This window comes from Nocardioides sp. 503 (assembly GCF_004522095.1).
GTDB lineage: Bacteria > Actinomycetota > Actinomycetes > Propionibacteriales > Nocardioidaceae > Nocardioides.
This window is the reverse complement of sequence record NZ_SPUI01000002.1, coordinates 753,200-776,563: the sequence shown is the minus strand read 5'-3', so window position 1 is coordinate 776,563 and position 23,364 is coordinate 753,200. Positions and strand designations below refer to the sequence as shown.

Sequence of the window (23,364 nt, the reverse complement as noted above, 5' to 3'; positions counted from 1 at the left end):
ATGGACCTGCGCCCGATCGACCTCCACGACGACGCCGTGATGCGTGAGGTGCACCGGGTCTACGACCTCGCCCGTCACGTCGACCGCCCCGATGCCCCGCGCTTCACGTACGAGGAGTACGCCGCGGCCCTGCGCGCCCCGGACAGCGGCGAGCGGAGCGAGCACGTCGCAGCTCACGACGGCGAGACACTCGTCGGCTTCGGCATCGTCTACCTCTTCCTGCTCGACAACACCGACAAGGCGTGGGTCGAGGTCTTCGTCGACCCCGACCACCGTGGCCGGGGCGTCGGCTCGGCGCTCCTGGAGCACCTGACCGGGATCGCCGTGGCCGCGGGGCGCACCGAGGTCATGGCCGACGCGGCCATCCCCTTCGACCGGCTCGAGGACCACCCCTACCGCTCCTTCGCCGAGCACCGCGGCTTCACGCAGTCCAACATCGAGGTCGTCCGCCACCTCGACCTTCCGGTCGACGGCGCGCGGCTCGACGAGTGGGCCGCCCTCGCAGCGGAGCGCTCCGACGGCTACCGCATCGAGACCTTCGTGGGCCACTTCCCCGACGAGTACGCCGAGTCGCTCTGCGTCCTGCTGGGCCAGCTCGCCGTCGACGCACCCACCGGCGAGGTCGACTTCGAGGAGGAGGTGATGACCCCGCAGCGGCTCGCCGAGACCTACGCGATGTCGGCGAGCATGGGCCGCGAGACCTACGAGAGCGTCGCCCTCACCCCCGACGGCGTCGTGGCGGCCCAGTCGACGCTCCAGGTCCCGCTCGCCGAGACCTCCCCCGACGCGTTCCAGTGGGGCACGTTCGTCCACCGCGAGCACCGCGGCCACCGGTTGGGGCTGGCGGTCAAGACGGCCAACCTGCGCGCCGTGCAGGAGCGCCGGCCTCACATCCAACGGGTCCGCACCCAGAACGGCGAGACCAACCAGTACATGATCTCGATCAACGAGCTCATCGGCTTCCGGCCGGTCGAGGCGTCGGTGGAGTTCGTCAGGCGGGCGTGAACCACACCTCGTCGCCGGGCCGCAGCTGCGCGCACCGCCACAGGTCGTCCTCCTCGACGACAGCCGGCACCGGGTAGCCGCCGGTCGGCGGGTGGTCGGCGAGCAGCACCACGGGCAGGCCGCTGGGCGGCACCTGAACCGCCCCGAGCACCATCCCCTCGCTGGGCAGCTCGCCGTCGCGCACCCGCTCCAGCCTCGGGCCCTCCAGGCGCATCCCCACGCGGTCGGACGCCTCCCCCACGACGTACGGCGCACGGCACAGCGCCGCGAGGGTCCCCGGCGCGAACCAGTCGGCCCGCGGCCCCGGGTGCAGTCGCAGCGGACCGGGCCGGGGCGGGCGGGGGGTGTCGTGCGGAGCGGGAGGACCCGTCGACGACCCGACCGGCAGCACCACGCCCTCCTCCAGACGCGGCGGCCCGACCCACGCGAGGGTGTCGGTCGACCGCGAGCCGAGCACCGGCGCGACCGCCACCCCGCCGGCGACCGCGACGTAGGAGCGCACGCCCGTCGCGGGCGTCCCGAGCCGCAGGGTCGCACCGGCCGGGACCCACGCGGCGCGCGCGTGGCCGCGCGGCCGACGGTCCACCTGCACGGGCACCACGGCCCCGGTCACGGCCACCCAGAGGCCGGCGTCGGTGCGCAGCTCGAGCCCGCCGAAGGTCACCTCGACGACGGCGGCGTCGGCGTCGTTGCCGACCAGGCGGTTGGCCAGGGCGGCCGCAGGCGCGTCGAGCGGGCCGGCGCGCGGCACCCCGAGGTGGGCCAGCCCGGCCCGGCCACGGTCCTGGACGGTCGCCAGCGGCCCGGTGCGCCGCACGAGCAGGCTCATGCGCGCACGAACCGCACCGGCGTGCCGGGCGCCAGCAGCGCGGGCTCGCCCCGGGCCGGGTCCCACAGCGCGACCGACGTACGGCCCAGGATCCGCCAGCCGCCGGGCGACGCCGTCGGGTAGACCCCGCACCACGCTCCGGCCAGCGCCACCGAGCCGGCCGGCACCCGGGCCCGGGGCGAGTCCAGCCGCGGCACGGCCAGCGCGTCGTCGAGACCCGTGAGGTAGGCGAAGCCGGGCGCGAAGCCGCAGAAGGCCGACACGAAGGTGGTCGCGGTGTGCCGCGCCACGACGCCGTCGACGTCGGTGCCCCAGCGCTCGGCGACGAACCCCAGGTCGGCGCCGTCGTAGGTGACCGGCACCTCGACCGGCGCCCGCTGGACCGCCGGAGCGGCACCGTCCCAGGCCGCGAGCGCCACGCGGAGCGCCTCGGCGTCGCGGACGCCGTCGAAGAGCACGGTCCCGGCGGCCGGGACGACCTCGGCCACGTCGAGACGAGCCGCGCGGGCCCAGGCGCCCAGGGCGACGGCCGCGCGCGCGTCTGCCACCTCGGCCAGCAGCGCCCGGGGGCCGAAGGCGCGCAGCTGCATGGCCCCAGTCTGCCGGGATGTTCACGCACGCGTCATCCGGCGGAGGTTCCCGGGCGGGCCGACAGCCCTCAGGATGGTCGCGGATGGCGTGAGAAAAAGGTGAGGGCCTCTTGATGGTATGAGCATCAGGAGGCCCTCGGCTTGACCGGAAACGGTGACGCCCGGTCGATCATGACGGGTGCTCCGACCCCGCCGTCCCCGTCACCGGGCCGACGCCTCGAGTTGCCTCGCGGTGCGGGTCCTTGCTCCTGTCCGATCCGCAGCCCGGGCCTTCCGTGAGGTCGGCGTCGAGCTGGTAGGGAGAGTTCTACGGGGCCGTGGGCACCCGCCGCAAGGGCTGGGGCCGAACTGCTCCCACAAACTTCGGGTCCCACAGGCTTCTCCACAGAAGGTGGCCGTGAGTGCACAGGAACCGGGCTCTGTCCACAGCCCGGGGCCGTGGCCTGTGGACGAGCACCGACCTCAGTCGACGAGCTGGATGGCGCCGTCCGTGTCGAGGATCTCGACGTCGACGTCGTACTGCTCGCCGTCGGCGGCCACCGTGCAGGTGAGGACGTCGCCGGGCTCCCCGACGAGCACCTCGGTCTCGCCGCACGAGGCGTTGGCCTCGTCGTAGCCGCGGTCGTGCGCGTCGTCCTCGACGAGGTCGGTCGCCCCCGCCGCCGACATCACCGCCTGATCGGAGCTGAAGGTCAGGTCGGCGGTGCCGTCGGAGACGGACTCGACGGTGACCGTGTAGGTGGCCTCGGCGCCGCCGACGACGACGGTGCAGTCGAACGACGTGCCCTTCTCGAGCTCGACGCCCTCGGGGCACGAGCCCCGCTCGACGTCGAACTTGGGCGCGACCTCCCGCTGGGCGTCGGCGACCTGGCCGGCCACCTCGTCGGCGTCGTAACGCTCGGCGCTGCCGTCGTCGGCGCTGCAGGCGCTCAGCGCCAGGACGGCGAGGCAGGCCACGGCGGTGGCCGCGCGAGGTGGGGTGCTCATGCGCCGAGGATGTCAGAGGGCCCCGACGGGCCGCAGCGACCACCCGGCAGCCTCGAGCGCACGCCGCACGGCGGTCGCGTGCTCCACCGCGCCGGGCGCGTCGCCGTGCAGGCACAGCGAGTCGACCCGGGGCGCGAGGTCGAGGGCCTGCGCCGTGACGTCGTCGACCCGGTCGAGCACCGCGCCCGGACGCCCTCGCGGGACCAGCCGCCCGTCGTCGTAGGCACGGTCGGGGAAGCCCTCGTGCCACACGGCGCGGCCGGCCGCGGCGGCGAGCCGCAGCAGCTCCCCCGGCATCCCCAGCACCGGCAGGTCCCCGGAGCCGGCCAGCACGGCGCCGGCCTGCTCCTCGTCCTCGATCGCGCGGTGGTAGAGCGCGCCGTGCGGCTTGAGGTAGCGCACGTCGGTCCCCTCGGCGCGGGCGATCGCGGTCAGCACGCCGACCTGGTCGGCGACCTGCTCGCGCAGCACGTCGGCTGCCACGTCGGTGCGGCGGCGGCCGAACCCCTCACGGTCGGCGTAGGACACCTGGGCGCCCACCGCCACCCCGCGACGCGCCGCCCCGGCGCACACCGCGCGCATGATCGCGGCGCTCCCGGCGTGGTAGCCGCAGGCGACGTTGGCGCTGGTGACCACCGCCAGCAGGGCGGCGTCGTCGGTGACCTCCTCGCCCAGGTCGGCGTTGAGGTCGACGCGGCCGCGCAGGTCACCCACCCCCCGAGCCTCTCATCCACACGGTGGATAGCGTTCCCGACATGACCGACCCCGCCGCACCGCCCGTCGAGCAGCCGGCCTCCCCGCCGGTGGCCACCCCGCGCCCCGTCACCGCCGAGCACCACGGCCGCACGCGGGTCGACGCCTACGACTGGCTGCGCGACAAGGAGTCGCCCGAGGTGGTCGCCCACCTCGAGGCCGAGAACGCCTACACCGAGGCCCGCACCGCTCACCTCGCCGGACTGCGGCAGTCGATCTTCGACGAGATCAAGGCCCGCACCCGCGAGACCGACCTGTCGGTGCCGACGCGCAACCGCGGCCACTGGTACTACGCCCGCTCCTTCGAGGGCCGCGAGTACGGCGCCAGCTGCCGCGTCCCGGTGGCCGACCCCGACGACTGGACCCCGCCCACCCCCGCCGAGGACGCCTCCCCCGACGAGCCGGCGCTGCCCGGCGAGGAGGTGCTGCTCGACCTCAACGCGCTCGCCGAGGGCCACGACTTCTTCTCCCTGGGTGGCTCCAGCATCAGCCCGGACGGCACCCTGCTCGCCTACTCCGTCGACGTCGTGGGCGACGAGCGCTACACCGTCCGGATCCTCGACCTGGGCACGCGCGAGCCGTTGCCGGACGTGATCGAGGGCGTCCTGGGCGGCGTCACGTGGGACCGCGCCGGTGAGAACGTCTACTACTCCACCGTCGACGAGAGCTGGCGCGCCGACAAGATCTGGCGGCACGCGCTGGGCACCGCGCAGGCCGACGACGAGCTGGTGCACCACGAGACCGACGGTCGCTTCTTCGTCGGCCTGGGCCGCACCCGCAGCGACCGCTTCCTGGTCATCGCCGCCGGCTCCAAGATCACCTCCGAGTACCGCGTCCTCGACGCCGACGACCCCGACGCGGGTTTCCGGGTGTTCTGCGAGCGCCGCGAGGGCGTGGAGTACTCCCTGGACCACGCCGTCATCGCGGGCGAGGACCGGTTCCTGGTGCTGCACAACGCCACCGGCCCCGACTTCGAGCTGGCCACGGCGCCGATCGAGCCGACCCCGGCCGACCGGTGGGAGCCCCTCGTCGCCCACGACCCGGCCACCCGGCTCGAGGACGTCGACGCCTTCGCCGGTCACCTGGTGGTCCACCAGCGCAGCGAGGGCCTCACCCAGCTGCGCATCCTCGAGCTCGGCGAGGCGGGGGTCAGCGACGACTACCTCGTGGAGTTCGACGAGCCCGTCTACACCGTGGGCTCGGGCGGCAACCCCGCCTTCACCCAGCCCACGGTCCGGCTGGGCTACACCACGATGGCCGTCCCTGCGTCGGTCTACGACTACGACGTGCGCACCCGCGAGCTGCTGCTGCGCCGCCGTACCCCGGTGCTGGGCGGCTACGACGCCGCCGACTACGAGGAGCACCGCCTCTGGGCGACCGCCGACGACGGCGAGCAGGTCCCGATCTCGATCGTGGCCCGCCGGGGCTCCCGCGAGGCTGCCCTCGATCCTGGGGAGGGTGGCGGCACCGGCCCGGTGCCCGTCCTGCTCTACGGCTACGGCGCCTACGAGATGTCCATCGACCCCTACTTCTCGATCGCCCGGCTCTCGCTGCTCGACCGCGGCGCGGCGTTCGCGATCGCGCACGTGCGCGGCGGCGGCGAGATGGGCCGCCGCTGGTACGACGGCGGCAAGATGCAGCACAAGCAGAACACCTTCTCCGACTTCATCGCCTGCGCGCGGCACCTGGTCGACACCGGCTGGACCACGCCGGAGCACCTGGTCGCCGAGGGCGCCAGCGCCGGCGGCCTGCTCGCCGGCGCCGTGGCCAACCAGGCCCCGGACCTCTTCGGGGGCGTCGTCGCGGGGGTGCCCTTCGTCGACAACCTGACCACCATGCTCGACGCCACCCTGCCGCTGACCGTGACCGAGTACGACGAGTGGGGCGACCCCGCGGCCGATCCGGACGTCTACGACTACATCGCCGGCTACGCGCCGTACGACAACGTCGCGGCCGTGCGCTACCCGGCGATCCTGGCCGAGACCTCCTTCAACGACACCCGGGTGCTCTACGTCGAGCCGGCCAAGTGGGTGGCCCGGCTGCGCGCGACCGCGGTCGAGCCGGACGTCCTCCTGCGCACCGAGATGTCGGCCGGCCACGGCGGCGTCTCGGGGCGCTACAAGGCCTGGCACGACCGCGCGTTCTCCCTCGCCTGGATCCTCGACCGCATGGGACTTGCCTGAGGAAGTTCTGGGTACCCCTGAGAAGTCCCTGAGAGTTCGAGAACCTGGCAACTCTGGGGCAATCCGAATCGTCAACCATGACGAAGGCTCTTACAGATGGACCGGGAATCCTCAGTCCTCACGGAGCGTTGGGATAGAAGCAGGGTGAAGGGTCATCCTGCAGTGAGGGAGGGTCCCCATGGCGGCAAGAACGGCAACGGTCACGCGTGAGATCGAGGGGCGCGACAGCGTCGGTCTCTACCTCGACGAGATCGCGCGCACTCCCCTCCTCGACGCGGCGACCGAGGTCGAGCTCTCCAAGACGATCGAGGCCGGCCTCATGGCCGAGGCCCTGCTCGCGGAGGGTCGCGTCGGCCGGCGCAAGGGCGGCGCCCCGGGCCTCGCCAAGCAGGAGGAGCTCGAGTGGCTCGCCGAGGAGGGTCGCAAGGCCGTCGACCTGTTCATCTCGGCCAACCTGCGCCTGGTCGTCTCGATCGCGCGCAAGTACGGTCGCGCCCAGATGCCGATGCTCGACCTGATCCAGGAGGGCAACACCGGCCTGATCCGTGCGGTCGAGAAGTTCGACTACACCAAGGGCTACAAGTTCTCGACGTACGCCACCTGGTGGGTGCGCCAGGCGATCACCCGCGGCATCGCCCAGCAGGCCCGCGTGGTGCGGCTGCCCGTGCACGTCGTGGAGGAGCTCAACCAGGTCGGCGGCGCACGCCGCACCCTGGAGCGTCAGCTCGGCCGCGACCCCGACCCCTCGGAGATCGCCACCGAGCTCGGCATGGAGGTCGACCGGGTCCTGGACCTGATGGCCTGGGGACGCGAGCACGTCAGCCTCGACTCCCCCGTGGACGAGGACGGCGACACCTCGCTGGGTGACCTGATGGCCCAGGAGACCGCGCCGGGTCCGGACCTCACGGTCCTCGACGTCGAGTCGCGCGAGCGCCTGAGCTCGCTGGTGGGTCAGCTCGACGACCGCGCTGCCGACATCATCCGCTCGCGCTACGGCCTGGTCGACGGACGCCAGCACAAGCTGGCCGACATCGGCGTCAAGCACGGCATCTCCGCCGAGCGGGTCCGCCAGCTCGAGCGGGAGGCGCTGCAGAAGCTGCGCCGCCTGGGCGACCCCGACCTGGCCGCCTGACCCGCACCACCACCACACGCCCCCCGGCTCCTCGAGCCGGGGGGCGTCTGCGTGCCAGCATGAGGCGGTGAGCCAGCGGAGGGCGGACGACGTGGGGGTGTGGCGATGAGGATCGGACCGGGCGACCTGGACGACCCGGCGGTGGTGGCGTTCCTCGAGGAGCACGTCGCGCAGCTGCGCGACGTCACCCCGCCGGGGAGCAGCCACGCGCTGGACCTGGACGGCCTGCGCGCTCCATCCGTGCGGTTCTGGAGCGTCACCGACGAGGACGGCGACCTGCTCGGGTGTGCGGCCCTCAAGACGCTCGGCCCCGACCACGCCGAGCTCAAGTCGATGCGCACGGCCACCGGTCGCACCCGTCAGGGCGTCGCGACCGCGCTGCTGCGCCACGTCCTCGACGAGGCGCGGTCCGCCGGCGCCGCGCGGGTGAGCCTGGAGACCGGCTCCTTCGACTTCTTCGCCCCGGCCCGGGCGCTCTACGTGCGCCACGGGTTCGTCGAGTGCGAGCCGTTCGGCGACTACCGCCCCGACCCGCACAGCACGTTCATGACGCTCGTGATGGGTCCGTGAGCGCGGCGTAGACCTCCTCGACGCGCCGGCGCAGGTCGTCCAGCGAGCCGGTGTTGTCGACGACGTACGTCGCCAGCGCGAGCCGGTCCTCGCGGCTGGCCTGCGCGGCGATGCGCGACTCGGCGTCCTCGCGCGTCCAGCCACGGTCGCGCAGCATCCGCTCCACCTGCGTCTCGCTCGGCACGTCCACGACGACGACCGCGTCGAAGGTGTCCGCACGCCCCGACTCCGCGAGCAGCGGGATGTCGTGGACGACCACCGCACCCTCGGGCGCCCGCTCCTCCAGCGCCACGATCCGCTCGAAGACGAGCGGGTGCACGATCGACTCCAGGATGCGCCGCTTGGCCTCGTCCTGGAAGACCAGGGCCCCCATGGCGGGTCGGTCCAGGTCGCCCTCGGGCGTCAGCAGCTGCTCGCCGAACGCCTCGACCACCGCCGCCAGCCCCGGCGTGCCCCGCTCGACCACCTCGCGCGCCAGCCTGTCGGCGTCGATGACCACCGCACCCAGCTCGGCCAGCATCACCGACACCGTGCTCTTGCCCGAGGCGATGCCGCCGGTCAGTCCCACTCGCATGCCGTCACGCTAGCGCCGAGGCAGCACGTCGTCGTCGACTGGTCGTCACTCGCGTCCCACCGACCGTACGAAACTCACGCTTCCGGCACGAAGCTTCGTACCGGAAGCGTGAGTTTCACCGGGTACCCGGTGAAACTCACCCCGCGCACGGCCCCGCCGCGCTGCCGGACAGGCACACGTAGGCGGGCAGGCTCCTGGTCCGGGCGCCGCTGGCGTCGGTGACCGTCGCCCGCAGCCGCACCACGACGGAGCCCGGGGAGTGCACGTCGTCGACGTGCAGGGTGCCGGACAGCCGGCCCGTGATCCGGCTCGAGGGATGCGCGTGGAAGGTGTTGCCGGTGTAGTGCAGCAGGTCGACCTCGAGCTCCGTGCGCTCGGTGAGGCCCGCGAGGTCGTCCCCGTCGGGGTCGCCGACCTCGACCGACCACGGGACCGACCCGTCGGCGGCGACGTACCCGTCGGCCGGCAGGACCAGCGCGACCGACGGCGGTCCGCCCACCCGCTCCCAGGTGACCTCGGCCGCCGCCGTCGCCTCGTCACCGTGCACGTGCTCGGCCCGCACGATGTGCTGTCCCCTGGTCAGCACGACGTCGTGCACCCGCTCGTCGCCCCAGAAGGCGGTGGCGTAGAAGTCGTGCAGCGGGCGGTCGTCGACCCACACACGGACCCACTCCGTGCCGTCGACGCGGAACCGGTAGGTCCCCGGCTCCACGTCGATCCGGCCGCGCCAGGCGGTGCCCCACCGGTCGCCCGGGTGGGCGCGGGTGTCCGGCTCCTCCGGGCCCGTCCACGGCGAGCCGTCCGTGCTCGGCAGGCGGACGTCGGGCTCGCACGTCGCCCCGGCGAGCGCCTCGCCGGGGAGCTGGACCGCCGCATAGGGGTACATCCACGAGTAGGCGGGGTCCGAGGTGTGCTCCCGGTCGAACTCCGAGTCCGGGCCGTCGAGGTCGTGGAAGGTACGCCGGAAGGTGCCGACCGGGCACGTGTCGACCGCTGCGTCGCCGGTCCACCGGATCCGCTCGAGCGAGCCGGAGACGAGGGAGACCGACCACGCCCAGCCGTCGGGGCCGGTGAAGAACCGCACCGGTCCCCCGGCCGCGGAGGAGTCCGCCAGGTCGGCGACCGCCGAGACGTCGCCCCCGGTCGTCAGCTCGGCGGTGCGGATGAACATCTGGGCGTAGTCACCGAAGACGAAGCGCCCGCGCACGTGCTCGGGATAGCCCGGCGAGTCGAGGAACACGCCCGCGGTCACCGAGCCGCCGTCGCTTCGGTGCGGGTAGGCGTGCGCCGGCGGGCGGGACCCGCCCGGGGCGCGGACCGCGAGACAGCCGCGCCAGGGGCTCTCGGGGTCACTGACGTCGCCGAGCGAGGTGTCCGCGTCGCCCTCCCGGCACGGCCAGCCGAAGTTCGGCGCCGAGCCCCGCTCACCGGGGCCGAGGGGCACGAGGTCGATCTCCTCCCAGGCGTTCTCCCCGACGTCGCCGACGACCAGCCGGTCGCCGCGCACGACGAAGCGGAACGGGTTGCGCAGCCCCAGGGCCAGCACCCGCGAGGCGTTGCTGGAGCCGTCCCCGGTGTGGAGCGGGTTGTCCGGGACCCCTCGCCCCGACGTGGGGTCGATGCGGAGGATCTTGCCGGCGAGCACGTCGGGGTCCTGGGCGCGCCACGTCTCCAGGCGGCCGGACAGCCCGGTCGGTGAGGCGTACAGCGCGCCGTCGCCGACGCCGACCAGCAGCCGAACCTCCTCGTCGAAGGCCAGGTCGCCGATCGTGTGCGCCTCCCCGATGAGGGGGACGCAGTCGGGTGTGCGGATGTCGGCCGGCTCCGAGCAGGCGGCGCCGGTCACGGAGCCGAGGACGACGTGACGTGAGGCCGGGTCCAGGACGGTGCCGTCCCAGGTGAGGCGAGCCACCTGCTGTGAGCGCGGGACGTCGGGGCCGCCGTCGAGCACGTAGGCCAGGTAGACGTAGCCGTTCTGCGCGAAGGCGGGGTCCACGGCGAGGCCGGTCAGTCCCCCGTCCCCCTCGTCCGCGACGTCGGCCGTCAGGTCGAGGACCACCCGCGGCGGCGACCACGCGACCGCGCCCGCGTCGGCCGTCGGCTCCACGACAACCACGCGCCCGCTCTTCTCGGCCACCAGGACCGCGCCTCCGGGCAGGACCGCGGCGCTGGTGGGCAGGCTCAGCCCGCTCTGCACCCGCTCCATCGCGAACCCCTCGGCCACGCCGCTGTCGGCGCCGAGGGGCGACGCGGCGCGAACGAGGCCCACTACGGGGCTGGTCGCGCTCTCCAGCGGCCCCACCGCGCGCGCGAGCACGTCGTGCTCGCCCACCCGGGGGCTCACCGTGGCCTGCCAGGGGGCGGCGGTGTCCTCGGCCGCCAGCACGCCGTCGACGTAGAACCGCACGGCCCGGACGGCGCCGGAGGTCGTGACGCCGAGGCGTGCGGTGTCACCGTCGAGCACGGTCGGGGCCGAGACCGACGGCGGCAGGTGGACCGCCGACGAGGTGGCCGGTGCTCCTCGGTGGGCCGCGACCCATCCGCGCAGCGGCTTCCCGCGGACCGCCTCGAGGGTGGTCGCCCCCGCCAGCAGCACGCTGCGGGACGCGCCCGCGCGGCGGCTGGACAGGGTGGACCAGTGGCCGTCGTCGCTCTGCGCCTGCAGCGCCACGACGCGCCCCGCGCGGGCGTGCGAGACGGTCACCGTGGCGTCGACCAGCCCTCCGGAGCCATGAGACACCGTCAGGCCCACCGTCGGGCGCGTGGCGCGGACGGTGGCGGGGCGCGAGACGAGGGAGGCGTAGCGACGTCCCCCGACGCGGTGGCGGGGCGCCACCACGCGGAACGACGTGGCCCCGGGCGGCGCGGCGACGGTGAACGCCACGCGGCCGGCGTGCGTGCTCGTGCCCGTGCGCACGGCGACCCACGTCCGGCCGGACCGTCTCTCCAGCCGCACCGGTCTGCGGACCCGGCTGGCGAGCCGGGTCGCCACCCGGACCTGCTCGCCGACCATCGCAGCCGACGGCGACAGGGAGACCGAGGGCCGCCCCCCGGCGGCCGCGGCCGCAGGCGGGACCACGACCGAGGCCGACACGGTCCCGCACACGACGGCCAGGACGGCCACGAGGATGCGGAGCACGCTCCGAGTCTGCGCCATGCACCGCCCGGCGTACGCCGGATCGGCCGAAGAGCTGCCGCGTCGCTCAGCAGGCGAACTGGCGGCGGTACTGCTGGGGGCTGACGCCCCGGACCCGGGTGAAGTGGTGGCGCAGCGTGGCGGCGTTGCCGAAGCCGACCTCGCCGGCGATCCAGTCGACCGAGGCGTCGCTGCGCTCGAGGAGCTCCTCGGCGGCCTGGACGCGCTGGGAGGTCACCCAGCTGTGGGGGGTGGTGCCGGTCTCGTCGCGGAAGCGGCGGGCGAAGGTGCGCGGGGACATGTGCGCCTGGCGCGCCAGCGTCTCGACGCCGAGGTCGTCGCCGAGGTGCTCGGTGATCCACTGGAGCACCGGCCCGAGGGTCTCGGCGCGGCAGTCGGGCACGGCGCGGGCGATGAACTGGGCCTGGCCGCCCTCGCGCTGCGGCGGGACCACCATCCGGCGCGCGACGGCGCTGGCCACGGCGGCGCCGTACTCCTGGCGCCAGATGTGCAGGGTCGCGTCCAGCCCGGCGGCCGTCCCCGCGCTGGTGACGATGTCGCCGGCGTCGACGTAGAGGACCTCCGGCACCACCCGCGCCAGCGGGAAGCGCTCCGCGAGCTCGCTGGTGTAGCGCCAGTGCGTCGTGCACTCGCGGCCGTCGAGCAGGCCCGCCGACCCGAGGGTGAAGGCCCCGGAGCACACCGACAGGATCCGCGCGCCGCGCTCGTGGGCCCGGCGCAGGGCGGTCACGACCTCGTCGGGCACGTGACCGCCGCGCGGCATGGCGGGCACACCGATCAGGTCGGCCTCCTCCAGGCGGTCCAGGCCCCGCTCGACGTTGATCGAGAAGCCCATCGACGTCGGCACGCGGCCGACCACCGGGCCGCAGACGGAGAAGTCGAGCAGCGGGACGCCGTCGTCGCGACGGTCCATCCCGAAGGCCTCGCACAGCACGCCGAGCTCGAAGGGGGCGACGCCGTCGTAGACGAGCGTGGCGACGTTGGTCAGCATCGGCCCATCATGGCAGACATCTGGCAGCAAATCGACGGAGAGTGACTTCTCTGCCACTCGTGGCGGGATCTAATGCGGCGCATGATTACTGCCATGACTACCGCACTGATCCTCCTCGTCCTGCTCGCCGGCCTCGCGGCCCTCGTGAGCTACGCCCGTCACGACCGCTTCGCCGGTCCCGCCAACACCTCCGAGCACCACGACGAGCTCGGCCCGCTCGCCCTGCGCGGCCGCGTGGTCTGACCGACCCCCGCGGCTCCCGACCGTCCCGACGACGCCGAAGGGCGCCCACCTCGCGGTGGGCGCCCTTCGGTTTCGTGCGTGGTGAGCGACTGCTCAGCCGGGACAGGTCAGGCCTGGCCGCCGGTGAGCTTCTCGCGCAGCGCCTGCAGCGCCTCGTCCGAGGCGAGCGAGCCACCCTCGGCCGCGCCGCCACCCTCGGTGTCGGCGTCGGTGTCGCCGCCCGAGGAGTACGTCGTGGCCTCGCCGGCCTCGACGTCGGCCTGCTTGGCCTCGGCCTGCTGCTTGACGTGGGCCTCCCAGCGAGCGTGCGCCTTGGCGTACTGCTCCTCCCAGACCGCACGCTGCTCGTCGAAGCCCTCGAGCCACTCGCCCGTCTCGGGGTCGAAGCCGTCGGGGTAGACGTAGTTGCCCTGCTCGTCGTAGGTCGCCGCCATGCCGTAGAGCGTGGGGTCGAACTCCTCGACGTCGGCCGCGGTCGCGGTCTCGTTGGCCTGCTTCAGCGACAGCGAGATCCGGCGACGCTCGAGGTCGATGTCGATGATCTTGACCATGACGTCGTCGTTGACCTGGACGACCTGCTCGGGGATCTCCACGTGGCGCTCGGCCAGCTCGGAGATGTGCACCAGGCCCTCGATGCCCTCCTCGACCCGCACGAACGAGCCGAAGGGCACCAGCTTGGTGACCTTGCCGGGCACGATCTGACCCATCTGGTGGGTGCGGGCGAAGTGCTGCCAGGGGTCTTCCTGCGTGGCCTTGAGCGACAGCGAGACGCGCTCGCGGTCCATGTCCACGTCCAGCACCTCGACGGTGACCTCGTCGCCGACGGTGACGACCTCGGAGGGGTGGTCGATGTGCTTCCAGGACAGCTCCGAGACGTGCACGAGGCCGTCGACGCCGCCGAGGTCCACGAACGCACCGAAGTTGACGATGGAGGACACGACGCCCTTGCGGATCTGGCCCTTCTGGAGCTGGGTCAGGAAGCCGTGGCGCACCTCGGACTGGGTCTGCTCGAGCCAGGCGCGGCGCGACAGGACCACGTTGTTGCGGTTCTTGTCGAGCTCGATGATCTTCGCCTCGAGGACCTGGCCCACGTAGGGCTGCAGGTCGCGCACGCGGCGCATCTCGACCAGCGAGGCGGGCAGGAAGCCGCGCAGGCCGATGTCGATGATGAGGCCGCCCTTGACGACCTCGATGACGGTGCCCTCGACGACGCCGTCCTCCTCCTTGACCTGCTCGATGGTGCCCCAGGCGCGCTCGTACTGGGCGCGCTTCTTGGACAGGATCAGGCGGCCTTCCTTGTCCTCCTTCTGGAGGACCAGGGCCTCGACCTCGTCGCCGACGGCGACGACCTCGGAGGGGTCGACGTCGTGCTTGATCGACAGCTCGCGGGAGGGGATGACGCCCTCGGTCTTGTAGCCGATGTCGAGGAGGACCTCGTCGCGGTCGACCTTGACGATGATGCCGGCGACGATGTCACCGTCGTTGAAGTACTTGATCGTCTCGTCGATGGCGGCGAGGAAGTCTGCTTCGGACCCGATGTCGTTGATCGCCACCTGGGGCGCGTCGTAGTCCGGCTGGATCATGGTGCTCGTCATAAGGGAAGTTATTCCTTGGTGGGCAGATGTCGTGCGGGCACGCCGGAGGTCCGGTTTTCACTACCGATCTCGGATCCGCTGCCCGCGAGGCGGGACGGAGCGTGTGATAGCGAGCTCGAGTCCGCTCCGTATGGAACCCAGGCAGACAACAGGCGCAACTCGCGAGTTTACGCTCGCCCGTCCGCGAGAGTCCAACCCGGGCCGCGCGAGCGCGCGGTCAGTCGCTCGCGGGGGTGAGCCCGCGGCCGAGCAGCGGGACCACGGCGGCCAGCGCGCAGATCACCACCGGGGCGACGGCGTAGAGCAGGGTCCGGGTCTGCTCGCGGTCCGGGGCCGCGTCCAGGCCCAGCGCGAAGGCCACGCCCATGGCGGCCACCCCGGCCGTGCAGAGGACACCGAGGCCGTAGGCGACCCACGCCGTGGCCCACGCGGCGCCGCCCGGGGCGCGGCGGCTCGCCGCCCGGACGGTGGCGACGGCCACGCTGACCAGGTGCGCCAGCGCCGCCGGGGCCAGGACGGCGGCGTAGACGAGGTAGGCGATGCCGTAGAGGGACTGGTCGTCGTCCGGACCCAGGACGAACTCCGCCTCGACGTCCCACGCATGCTCCGTGGCCCGGACCGCCACCACCACGGCCACCGCGAAGAGGGTCAGGGACACCCAGGCGAGGGCGAGATCGAGGCGTCGTAGGGGGCTCATGCGCCCCATCCTGGGGGCGCCGCAGGGACCGGCCCATGAGCCGTCGTACTCGACACGGCGGCGGCGAAGACCGGAACCCGCGGCCCATGCCCTATCGTAGGAGCCGTTGAAGGGACGACCTCGTGTCGTCCTCGCCGCACACGACGTCGCGGCTTGTATCTCGTTCTCCTGGTTTTCGGTTCGCTGGACACTGGCTCAGATGGATGTCTTCAGCAGGTCGTGGGCACAAGGTCCGCGACACGTGAACAAGGGAAAAGATCATGGCTCAGGGCACCGTCAAGTGGTTCAACGCTGAAAAGGGCTTCGGCTTCATCGCCCAGGACGGTGGCGGCGAGGACGTGTTCGTCCACTTCTCCGCCATCCAGACCAGCGGCTACAAGTCGCTCGACGAGAACCAGAAGGTCGAGTTCGACCTGGCCCAGGGCCCCAAGGGTCCCCAGGCCGAGAACGTCCGCGTCTCCTGATCTCCAGCGAAGGGCCCCGACCGCACTGCGGTCGGGGCCCTTCGTGCGTCATCACGACCCGAGCAGCCGGGGCCCCTCGTCGGGCTCCTGGTGTCCCTCGAGCCGGCGGGCGAGGCTGTGCCGCCAGCGCTCGGGCACCTGAGGGACCCTGCTGAGGGCCGCCGCCGCCGCGAGGTCGGAGCGGTCGACGTTCATCACCCGGTTGAGCTCCAGGACGGTCACCGAGGTGACCGCCTCCCCGACGGCGACCAGCCGCTCCCCCGCTGCCACCGAGCCCGGGGCGACGACGCGCAGGTAGAACCCGGTGCGGCCACTGTCCTGCAGCAGCTCGGGCAGCTCCGGCCGGTCGTGCACGGCGGCCAGCTTGAAGCAGGGCCGGCGCGGCATGCTCACCTCGAGCACGAGCGAGCCCACGCCGAAGCGGTCCCCGAGGTGCACCCGCTCCTCGGTCAGCCCCGCGAGCAGCAGGTTCTCCCCGAACGAGCCGGGAGGCATTGCGACGCCCAGCCGCTCCTCCCACCAGGCGTAGTGCTCGACCGGGTAGGCGTAGACGGCCTTGTCGGGTCCCCCGTGCACGCGCGGGTCCGCCTGCTCGTCACCCTCGAGGCCGAGCGCTCCCGCGGCCACGGGCCCGCTCCGCGGTGACTTGCGGTACGCCGTGGGCACGGAGCGGCCGCGGTGCTCGACCGCACCGGTGCGCCCGGTCCGGACCTCCAGGACCCGTGCTGCGGCGGGACCGTCCGGGTGCTCGTCGTCCAGGCTCACGGCTCTCCTCCTCGGGCCTCTAGCAGGCCGACAGGTCGCCCGTGCGGGCGACGTTCCGCAGGAGCGCCTCGGCGCGAGCGGCGACGGGATTCTCCTCCCTGCGGGCGGCGAGGTCGACGAGCGACCACAGGTCGGCCGCCCGGGCCAGCGCCAGCGCCTCGTCGGGCGGGACGCCCAGCCGCTCGGCGTACGTCGCCAGCACGGCGTCGACGTAGGCGGGAGCGCGCTCGGCGCGCAGCGCGCTGCCGAGGTCGGTGAAGGGGTGACCCGCGTGGGCGCGCTCCCAGTCGACGACCCCGGTGACCTGGAGGGTGACCGGGTCGGCGAGCAGGTTGGCGGGGCTCAGGTCGCCGTGGACCAGGCAGGTGCGGGTCACGGTGTCGAGGAGGTCCTGGGCGCGGCGGGCGACCTCGCGCAGCCCGGCGAGGTCGGCGGCCGGCCAATGGACGAGGGAGTCCTCGTGCTCCTCGACCCACCCGGGCAGGCCGTCGGCGCCGGGTGACGCGCTCGGCGTCAGGCTGCCGTCGAGGAACCGCCCCGGGCGCAGCATCGCCACACCGGCCAGGGTGGCGACGACCCGGCCGACCTGGCGGCCCCACCGCGCCAGGCCGTCGTCGTCGAGCGTGGACAGCACGAGGTCGCCGCGCTCTCCCGGCAGCACGCTGGTCACCAGCAGCGCCGGCATCCCCGAGGCCGGGTCACCCCGCCGCGACTCGAGCACGTCGGCGACAGGGAGCAGGCCGCGCACGAGCGTCAGGAGCGCGGCGTCGACCTCGTGGGCGTGCTGGCCGGCGGGACGCGGTCGCGCGTAGACCCGCACCACCTGCCGCTCCCCGGCCGCCTGTGCCAGGAAGGTCTCGCCCGACCAGCCCCCGGCCAGCGGCGTCATCGAGGCGAGGTCCACCCGGCCATCCTCCCAGGGGGCGGGGGCGTAGCGTGACCGCGTGCAAGAACACTGGCCGCACCCCCCGGTGCGCGTGGAGCGGCGAGCCGTCGGCGAGGCGGAGTCACGGGCGGCCAACGGCCCCGACTGGGACCGCTACGCCGACGAGTACCAGGCCACGCACGGCGAGTTCCTCGGCGACGCCGGCTTCGTGTGGGGTCCCGAGGGGCTCACCGAGGAGCAGGCCGGGGTCCTCGGCGACGTCCGGGACAAGGACGTGCTCGAGGTCGGCTCGGGGGCCGGACAGTGCTCGCGGTGGGTGCGCACCCGCGGCGGGCGCTCCTTCGGCCTGGACCTGTCGCACCGCCAGCTGCAGCACTCGCGTCGCCTCGACGAGCAGACTCGGATCGTGGTCCCCTCCGTGCTGGGCACCGCGACGTCGCTGCCGTTCGCGGACGCGACCTTCGACGTGGTGTTCTGCTCCTTCGGCGCGCTGCAGTTCGTCAGCGAGATCGACCTGGCCGTCGCCGAGACCGCGCGGGTGCTGCGGCCCGGCGGGCGATTCGCCTTCTCCATCACCCACCCCACGCGGTGGATGTTCCCCGACGACCCGACCGAGGCCGGGCTGGTCGCGAGCCAGTCCTACTGGGACCGCACGCCGTACGTCGAGGTGGACGACGCCACCGGACAGGTGGCCTACGTCGAGCACCACCGCACGCTGGGCGACTGGGTCGCGCTGCTGGCCGGCCGGGGCTTCCGGATCACGACGCTGCTCGAGCCCGAGTGGCCCGAGGGTCACGACCGGCTGTGGGGCGGGGGGGGGGGGGGGCGGGGGCGGACCACCCCCGAACACGCGTTGGTCGGCGCGGACCTGGTGGTCCGCGCCGACGACTAGTGCTGGGGTGCTCGCGTCCTAGGCGGTGCCGGAGTCCCGGCGGGTGCCGGCGCGGCGGTTGCCGAGGATCAGCAGGACCGCCGCGAGGAGTGCGATGACGCCCGCGCTGAGGGCCACGATCGGGATCGTGCTGGTGAGCAGGTTGATCTTCCCGACGTTGTCCTTCGCGTCGGAGGCGCTCTCCTTGACCTGGTCGTCGGTGAACTTGATCTTGAGGTCGAGGACCTTGGTGCCGTCGGCGAGGTAGCGCTGCTGGTCCTGGCTCTGCTGGAGGATCGCGCCGGTGACCGGCTCCACCCAGACCTCGCCGGCGTTGTCGTAGGTGCCGGCCACGCCGTCGGCGACCTCGATGTCGGCGTCCTTGATGTCGATCTTGTAGACGTAGAGGTCGACGCCCTCGAGCTCGTCGGTGCGGTCGTAGACGGCCTTGACGGCGGCGTCAGCGGTGCCGTCCCAGTACTCGTAGTCCTTCTTCTCGGTGTCGAAGGGCCACTTGTTGATGAGCCCGACGTGCTTCGTCGCGTCGTCGGGCAGGCCCTTGAACTCCTCGACGGCCTCCGCGCTGACGCGGTCGGTCGCGAAGACGTCGGTGCTGGCGCTCACGAGGCGCTCGTCGCTGTCGTCGACGCAGTTGGGCGCGTCGTCGACGTCGATGACCACGCACGAGGTGTTGACCCAGACGGCGACGTCATCGTCGGAGGCGTCGGAGTCGACCTTCGAGATGCTCTCGACCTTGACCGGCTGCTCGTCGGAGCCGAGCTTGGAGACGGTGCCGCTGAGGTGCGTCACGGAGTTGACGTCGAGTGGCAGCTTCTTGACCTGTCCGGGCGCCCAGATGAGTGCCAGGAGCCCGACGACCAACAGGAAGCCACTCAAAGCGAGCAGGATCGCACCAAGATTCTTACGCACAGCTGTGCCCCTCCCCAGGAACGAATATTTCGGCACAGTAACCCATGTCACAGCTGCCGCGGCGTCAATATGGCAGATAACTACTGATGAGTCACGTCCCACGCTCAGGTGGCGTCGACCGGGTGTTTCCTCAGCACGAGCACCAGGTTCCAGGTGGCGACCTCGCGCACCAGCGGCACCCGCAGCAGCCACCAGGACCATCCCGGGTTGTAGCGCGGCCGGATCGCGACCACGTCCGCGACCTCCTGGCGCGCCGCCCACCGCAGCCCGTCGCCGGTGGTCACCGCGAACAGGGACTCCCCGAACCGGTTCTTCGGCTCGTGGCCGTGGACGCGCCGGTAGCGGCGTCGCGCCCGCTGCCCTCCGAGGAAGTGCCAGGGCGCCGTCTCGTGGCCGCCCCAGGGGCCGAACCACACGGTGTAGCTGAGGTAGACCAGGCCGCCGGGCCGCGTGACCCGGACCATCTCCTGGGCCATCCGCCAGGGGTCGGAGACGTGCTCCAGCACGTTGGAGGAGTAGCAGATGTCCACGGAGCCGTCCGCGAAGGGCAGCTGCATGCCGCTGCCGATGACGGTGCCGGACGCGATCTCGCCGAGCCCGGCGAGCTCGCCGGCGTCGGCGTCGAGCGCGAGGTAGGTCGCGCCGGCGCCGACGAACGCGTCACGGAAGTAGCCCGGGCCGCCTCCGACGTCCAGCAGCCGGGCTCCGCGCAGGTCGGCGTAGTCGCCGAGCTGCTCGACGGAGTCGGCGGCCAGAGCCCGGTAGAACCGGGCGGGGTCGGGCTGCTCGTAGCGGAACTCGCGCAGGAGACGGACGGAGCGGCGCAGCGTGGCGCGACGCCGCGGGCGCTCGCCGGTACGGCGAGCGACCGGGGTCAGCTGTTCGAGCCGTAGTCGAGGTCCGGCTGCTCGACGCTCACCGGTGACTTGCTCGGCGGCGAGGTCTGGCTGTTGATGACGCCGACCAACGACACGGTTCCGACCACGCCGCCGACGATCAGCGACCCGATGAGACCTGCAATGCCTGAGATTCCCACGTGTTCACCCTCCCTAGGTGGGTGCAGCGTAGCAGCGTTCCCGCCGGTGTGCCCCGATTCGCCGCGCCGACCTTCAGGACACCGCCGGCCGCCGGCGCCGGCGCGTCACCGCTGCTGCGACACCCCATCCCAGCGGCCCCACGAACGCCGCCCAGGCGGCGGCCATGGCCCCCACCCGACCGGCCGACGACGAGCGCGGTCGCGCCCCCGGCAGCTCCGTCACCGTCAGCCGCGAACCCCGCAGGAGCGTTTCGCCCTCCACCTCGGGACTCACCCTGGGGGCGTCCCGGTCGGTGATCACGACCCCGATGCCGGCATCCACGAGCGCGCGCGCCCGCTCCGGGGCCGAGGGGAGCGCCAGGGCGCGGGACACCTCCATGACGCGTGGGTCCTCTCCCGCGATGACCGTGCCCGAGACGACCAGCTCGTCGCTGGTGACGAAGTCACGCGACTGGTAGCGGCCGGTCGGGTCGAGGACCTTGCGGTCCCCGTTCCAGCTCGGCCGGCGATAGCTCGCCAGCGGGAGCAGCAGGACGTCGCCCTCCCCCGCGCGCTCGTCGATCACCGCACGGGCGGCTGCGTAGTCGGTCGGGAACTCCACCGCCTGCAGCCGACCGCCGACCCCGAGGGCGGCATCGGGCAGGAGCAGCAGCGGCAGGACGACGAGCACCCCGGCGACCATCACGGCGCCGGCGTCCTCCATCACGCCCAGCAGCCGGCTGGTGGCGACGGCCGCGAGCGTGACCACCAGCGGGACGCACAGGACCAGCAGCCGGGACCCGTCCCGGACGAGCCCACCCCCCGGGACGTGCACCGCGACCCAGGCCACGAGGTCGGGGCTGGCCCAGGTGAGCAGCGCCGCGCCGAGCCCGACCGCCCAGCACACCAGGAGCGTCGCGGCGTCACGGCGGCCTCGCGCCCACCACTGCCGGGCGCCGGTCAGCGCCAGGGTCAGCAGGACCAGGAGCGAGACCCAGGCGAGCAGCCCGGTGCGGGAGTGCGGCACCACCTCGCTGTTCCAGATCCCGCCCAGCGAGAGCGCCGCCAGTGGCGCCGGGAGCGAGCCCTCGCCGCTGAGGGCGAACGCCGCCGCCCCGGCGGGGTCCGAGCGTCCGGCGGCCGCGTGCAGCAGGCCGGACACCACCCACGGCGCGTTGGCCGCGGCGACCAGTCCCACCGCGAGGGCGGCACGGGCCCGGGACCTCAGGCCCACGGAGGCGACCAGCGCCACCGCCGTGACGACACCGGCGCTGGCGCTGAGCGACCCGGTGACGAGCAGGAGCGGCAGCGCGGCGGGCAGCCGCCGGTCGACGCGCCACCTGCGCCCCAGGTCGAGGACCCACGGCAGGGCGCCGTACCCCACGAGCACCGGCCAGTGGCCCATCACGAGCCGCTCGGCGACGAAGGGGTTCCAGACGAAGAGCGAGACCGCGACGAGCCTGGCCGTCAGCGGCAGGTCCCGGAGCGGTCGCACGACGCCCACCGCCCCGGCGACGAGCGGGAGCGCGAGGACCAGCTTCTGCAGGAGCCACCCCGGCACCACCTCGTCGAGCACCGAGACGACCGCGTCGGACGGCACCGCGCGCGGCAGGCTGGAGCCCAGGCCGAGGAAGTCGGCACGCAGGGTGAGGTCGGGGACCCAGACCATGTCGTAGCTCAGCACGTACCCCGCGGCCAGCGCCGGGCCGAGCAGCACGACCGTGACCAGGACCGCCCACCCGGGGACCCACCACCCGCGCCCGGGACGGGGCATCGCGGGGCCGGGCATCGCAGGACGGGGCATCAGGGGTGATCCAACCACGGCGCCGCACGGCTCCGGCCTCGTCTACGATGACGCCGTGACCGAGGCGACCGGCCTGCGCCCTCGAGCGCGGGACACAGGTGTCGCCATCGCCGTGGCCATGGGCGTCATGAACGTCTCCACCTACGGCTTCCAGATGATCGCGGCGCGGGCCCTGGGCCCCCGGGAGTACGGCGCGTTCGCCGCGCTGATGAACGTCACGATGATCGTCGGCGTCCTGGCCCTCGGGCTCCAGGCGACCGCGGCCCGCCGCATCTCCTCCCACCCCGACGGGGTGAGCGAGATCGAACGAGCCATCCTGCGCGTCACCTACCGCTCGGCCGCCATGGTCGGCGCCCTCCTCCTCGTGCTGTCGCCGGTGGTCGCCCTCGTGCTGCGGCTCGACAGCATCGCCAGCGCTGCGGTCATCGGGTTCGCGGCCGTCCCCCTGACGATCATGGGCGGGCAGGCCGGCGTGCTGCAGGGCGAGCGTCGCTGGCTCGCGCTCGCGATGGTCTACGTCGCCGCCGGGGTGCCACGGCTGGTCGTCGGCGCCGGCATCGTCCTGTGGCAGCCCAGCGAGCTCTCCGCGATGGTCGCGGTCGCCGTCACGGCCCTGGCCCCCGTCGTCGCGGGCAGCATCGCGCTGCGCGGCGTCCGGCTCCCCCGGTCCTCCGCGGCCGAGCCCACCGGCCCCGGTGTCCTGGGTGAGGTCGCCCGCAACTCCCAGGCACTGCTCGCCTTCTTCGCGCTCGGCAACGTCGACGTGATGGTCGCGCGCAACGTCCTCGACGGGCACGACGCCGGGCTCTACGCGGCGGGCCTCATCATGACCAAGGCGGTGCTCTTCCTGCCCCAGTTCGTCGTCGTCGTCTCCTTCCCTTCCCTGTCGTCGGCGCACGAGCGGCGGCGCACGCTCATGCGCGGCCTGGCGACGGTCGCCGCCATCGGGGCCGCGGCCACGGCCGGCGCCCTCCTGCTGCCCGGCCTGGCGATGGTCTTCGTGGGAGGCAGCGAGTACGCCGAGATCGAGTCGCGGCTGTGGCTGTTCGCGGTGCTCGGCACGCTGCTGGCCATGCTGCAGCTGCTCGTCTACGCCGTCGTGGCCGGCCAGGGGCGGCGCTCGGTCTACGCGCCGTGGGCCGGCGTGGTGCTGGTGGTGGCGCTGGGCGCCCTCTCCGACACCCCGGACATGCTGCTGGCCGTCGTCGTCGCCGCCGACACGCTCCTCCTGGCGGTCCTGGTGACGATCAGCCTGTATCTCGCCCGCTCCCCCGTCGTGGTCGAAGATCCCCCGGCGGTGGGCGAAGGCGTGTAGCGTCCCTC

23 protein-coding genes are annotated in these 23,364 nt (G+C 73.3%); 8 read left to right on the top strand and 15 right to left on the bottom strand.

The window, feature by feature from the left end:
• Nucleotides 1-1,005 (top strand): GNAT family N-acetyltransferase, encoded by a 1,005-nt coding sequence (locus E4622_RS04720; protein ID WP_134738884.1) that lies wholly within the window; start codon nucleotides 1-3, stop codon nucleotides 1,003-1,005.
• Here the strand turns inward: E4622_RS04720 and E4622_RS04715 are convergent.
• The 4 genes from E4622_RS04715 to E4622_RS04700 form a co-directional block, all read right to left on the bottom strand.
• Nucleotides 992-1,834, bottom strand: a complete 843-nt coding sequence (locus E4622_RS04715; protein ID WP_134738883.1) for a biotin-dependent carboxyltransferase family protein — start codon at nucleotides 1,832-1,834, stop codon at nucleotides 992-994. The two genes, E4622_RS04720 and E4622_RS04715, sit on opposite strands and share 14 nt — an antisense overlap.
• On the bottom strand, nucleotides 1,831-2,424 hold the full coding sequence (locus E4622_RS04710; protein WP_134738882.1) for an allophanate hydrolase subunit 1: 594 nt from the start codon (nucleotides 2,422-2,424) through the stop codon (nucleotides 1,831-1,833). The genes E4622_RS04715 and E4622_RS04710 overlap by 4 nt, the downstream gene beginning before the upstream one ends.
• Before the next feature lie 462 nt (nucleotides 2,425-2,886).
• Nucleotides 2,887-3,411 carry a DUF4333 domain-containing protein gene (locus E4622_RS04705; RefSeq protein WP_134738881.1) on the bottom strand — a complete coding sequence of 175 codons (525 nt, stop codon included), beginning with the start codon at nucleotides 3,409-3,411 and terminating at the stop codon, nucleotides 2,887-2,889.
• A gap of 12 nt (nucleotides 3,412-3,423) precedes the next feature.
• Nucleotides 3,424-4,125, bottom strand: coding sequence for a 5-oxoprolinase subunit PxpA (locus E4622_RS04700; RefSeq protein ID WP_134738880.1), 702 nt, complete (start codon nucleotides 4,123-4,125; stop codon nucleotides 3,424-3,426).
• A 41-nt stretch (nucleotides 4,126-4,166) separates the two neighbouring features.
• Here E4622_RS04700 and E4622_RS04695 point away from each other — a divergent pair, with 41 nt between their 5' ends.
• The 3 genes from E4622_RS04695 (at nucleotide 4,167) to E4622_RS04685 (ending at nucleotide 8,049) form a co-directional block, all read left to right on the top strand.
• A complete protein-coding gene (locus E4622_RS04695) occupies nucleotides 4,167-6,347 on the top strand; it encodes a S9 family peptidase (protein ID WP_134738879.1) in 2,181 nt (726 codons plus the stop codon).
• A 178-nt stretch (nucleotides 6,348-6,525) separates the two neighbouring features.
• The gene (locus E4622_RS04690) at nucleotides 6,526-7,479 is read left to right on the top strand and encodes a sigma-70 family RNA polymerase sigma factor (protein ID WP_134738878.1); all 954 of its coding nucleotides are present in this window, start codon (nucleotides 6,526-6,528) and stop codon (nucleotides 7,477-7,479) included.
• A gap of 105 nt (nucleotides 7,480-7,584) precedes the next feature.
• Nucleotides 7,585-8,049 (top strand): GNAT family N-acetyltransferase, encoded by a 465-nt coding sequence (locus tag E4622_RS04685; protein WP_134738877.1) that lies wholly within the window; start codon nucleotides 7,585-7,587, stop codon nucleotides 8,047-8,049.
• Here the strand turns inward: E4622_RS04685 and coaE are convergent.
• From coaE to E4622_RS04670, 3 genes are all read right to left on the bottom strand, one after another.
• Entirely contained in the window at nucleotides 8,024-8,623 is a 600-nt protein-coding gene (gene coaE, locus E4622_RS04680; protein ID WP_134738876.1) for a dephospho-CoA kinase, read from the bottom strand. The two genes, E4622_RS04685 and coaE, sit on opposite strands and share 26 nt — an antisense overlap.
• A 136-nt stretch (nucleotides 8,624-8,759) precedes the next feature.
• Nucleotides 8,760-11,762 (bottom strand): PQQ-dependent sugar dehydrogenase, encoded by a 3,003-nt coding sequence (locus E4622_RS04675; RefSeq protein ID WP_167735976.1) that lies wholly within the window; start codon nucleotides 11,760-11,762, stop codon nucleotides 8,760-8,762.
• Between the two features lie 64 nt (nucleotides 11,763-11,826).
• The gene (locus tag E4622_RS04670; RefSeq protein ID WP_134738874.1) at nucleotides 11,827-12,771 is read right to left on the bottom strand and encodes a helix-turn-helix domain-containing protein; all 945 of its coding nucleotides are present in this window, start codon (nucleotides 12,769-12,771) and stop codon (nucleotides 11,827-11,829) included.
• Between the two features lie 93 nt (nucleotides 12,772-12,864).
• Here E4622_RS04670 and E4622_RS22645 point away from each other — a divergent pair, with 93 nt between their 5' ends.
• Entirely contained in the window at nucleotides 12,865-13,014 is a 150-nt protein-coding gene (locus E4622_RS22645) for a hypothetical protein (protein ID WP_167735975.1), read from the top strand.
• Nucleotides 13,015-13,121: 107 nt separating this feature from the next.
• Here E4622_RS22645 and rpsA read toward each other — a convergent pair whose 3' ends face one another.
• Together rpsA and E4622_RS04660 are read right to left on the bottom strand one after the other, a co-directional pair.
• Entirely contained in the window at nucleotides 13,122-14,609 is a 1,488-nt protein-coding gene (rpsA, locus tag E4622_RS04665) for a 30S ribosomal protein S1 (RefSeq protein WP_134738873.1), read from the bottom strand.
• Between the two features lie 217 nt (nucleotides 14,610-14,826).
• On the bottom strand, nucleotides 14,827-15,306 hold the full coding sequence (locus E4622_RS04660; RefSeq protein ID WP_134738872.1) for a hypothetical protein: 480 nt from the start codon (nucleotides 15,304-15,306) through the stop codon (nucleotides 14,827-14,829).
• Nucleotides 15,307-15,566: 260 nt separating this feature from the next.
• On the opposite strand from E4622_RS04660, the gene E4622_RS04655 reads away from it, so the two are divergent.
• Nucleotides 15,567-15,770, top strand: a complete 204-nt coding sequence (locus tag E4622_RS04655) for a cold-shock protein (RefSeq protein WP_134738871.1) — start codon at nucleotides 15,567-15,569, stop codon at nucleotides 15,768-15,770.
• Nucleotides 15,771-15,821: 51 nt separating this feature from the next.
• Here the strand turns inward: E4622_RS04655 and E4622_RS23315 are convergent, their stop codons facing one another.
• Nucleotides 15,822-16,535 carry an MOSC domain-containing protein gene (locus E4622_RS23315; RefSeq protein ID WP_209021781.1) on the bottom strand — a complete coding sequence of 238 codons (714 nt, stop codon included), beginning with the start codon at nucleotides 16,533-16,535 and terminating at the stop codon, nucleotides 15,822-15,824.
• A 19-nt stretch (nucleotides 16,536-16,554) separates the two neighbouring features.
• Nucleotides 16,555-17,439: an aminoglycoside phosphotransferase family protein gene (locus E4622_RS04645; protein ID WP_245155884.1), complete on the bottom strand. Its 885-nt coding sequence runs from the start codon at nucleotides 17,437-17,439 to the stop codon at nucleotides 16,555-16,557.
• A 40-nt stretch (nucleotides 17,440-17,479) separates the two neighbouring features.
• Between E4622_RS04645 and E4622_RS04640 the strand changes: the two genes are divergently transcribed.
• Nucleotides 17,480-18,313 carry a class I SAM-dependent methyltransferase gene (locus E4622_RS04640; protein ID WP_245155883.1) on the top strand — a complete coding sequence of 278 codons (834 nt, stop codon included), beginning with the start codon at nucleotides 17,480-17,482 and terminating at the stop codon, nucleotides 18,311-18,313.
• An 18-nt stretch (nucleotides 18,314-18,331) separates the two neighbouring features.
• Here E4622_RS04640 and E4622_RS04635 read toward each other — a convergent pair whose 3' ends face one another.
• The 4 genes from E4622_RS04635 to E4622_RS04625 form a co-directional block, all read right to left on the bottom strand.
• Nucleotides 18,332-19,423 (bottom strand): DUF3068 domain-containing protein, encoded by a 1,092-nt coding sequence (locus E4622_RS04635; protein ID WP_134738870.1) that lies wholly within the window; start codon nucleotides 19,421-19,423, stop codon nucleotides 18,332-18,334.
• Entirely contained in the window at nucleotides 19,327-20,028 is a 702-nt protein-coding gene (locus E4622_RS04630) for a class I SAM-dependent methyltransferase (protein ID WP_348536978.1), read from the bottom strand. The genes E4622_RS04635 and E4622_RS04630 overlap by 97 nt, the downstream gene beginning before the upstream one ends.
• A gap of 68 nt (nucleotides 20,029-20,096) precedes the next feature.
• On the bottom strand, nucleotides 20,097-20,258 hold the full coding sequence (locus E4622_RS22640; RefSeq protein ID WP_167735973.1) for a hypothetical protein: 162 nt from the start codon (nucleotides 20,256-20,258) through the stop codon (nucleotides 20,097-20,099).
• A 73-nt stretch (nucleotides 20,259-20,331) separates the two neighbouring features.
• Entirely contained in the window at nucleotides 20,332-22,041 is a 1,710-nt protein-coding gene (locus E4622_RS04625; protein WP_134738868.1) for a hypothetical protein, read from the bottom strand.
• 55 nt (nucleotides 22,042-22,096) lie between these two features.
• On the opposite strand from E4622_RS04625, the gene E4622_RS04620 reads away from it, so the two are divergent.
• Nucleotides 22,097-23,356, top strand: coding sequence for a polysaccharide biosynthesis protein (locus E4622_RS04620; RefSeq protein WP_134738867.1), 1,260 nt, complete (start codon nucleotides 22,097-22,099; stop codon nucleotides 23,354-23,356).
• The last annotated feature ends 8 nt before the right edge of the window (nucleotides 23,357-23,364 follow it).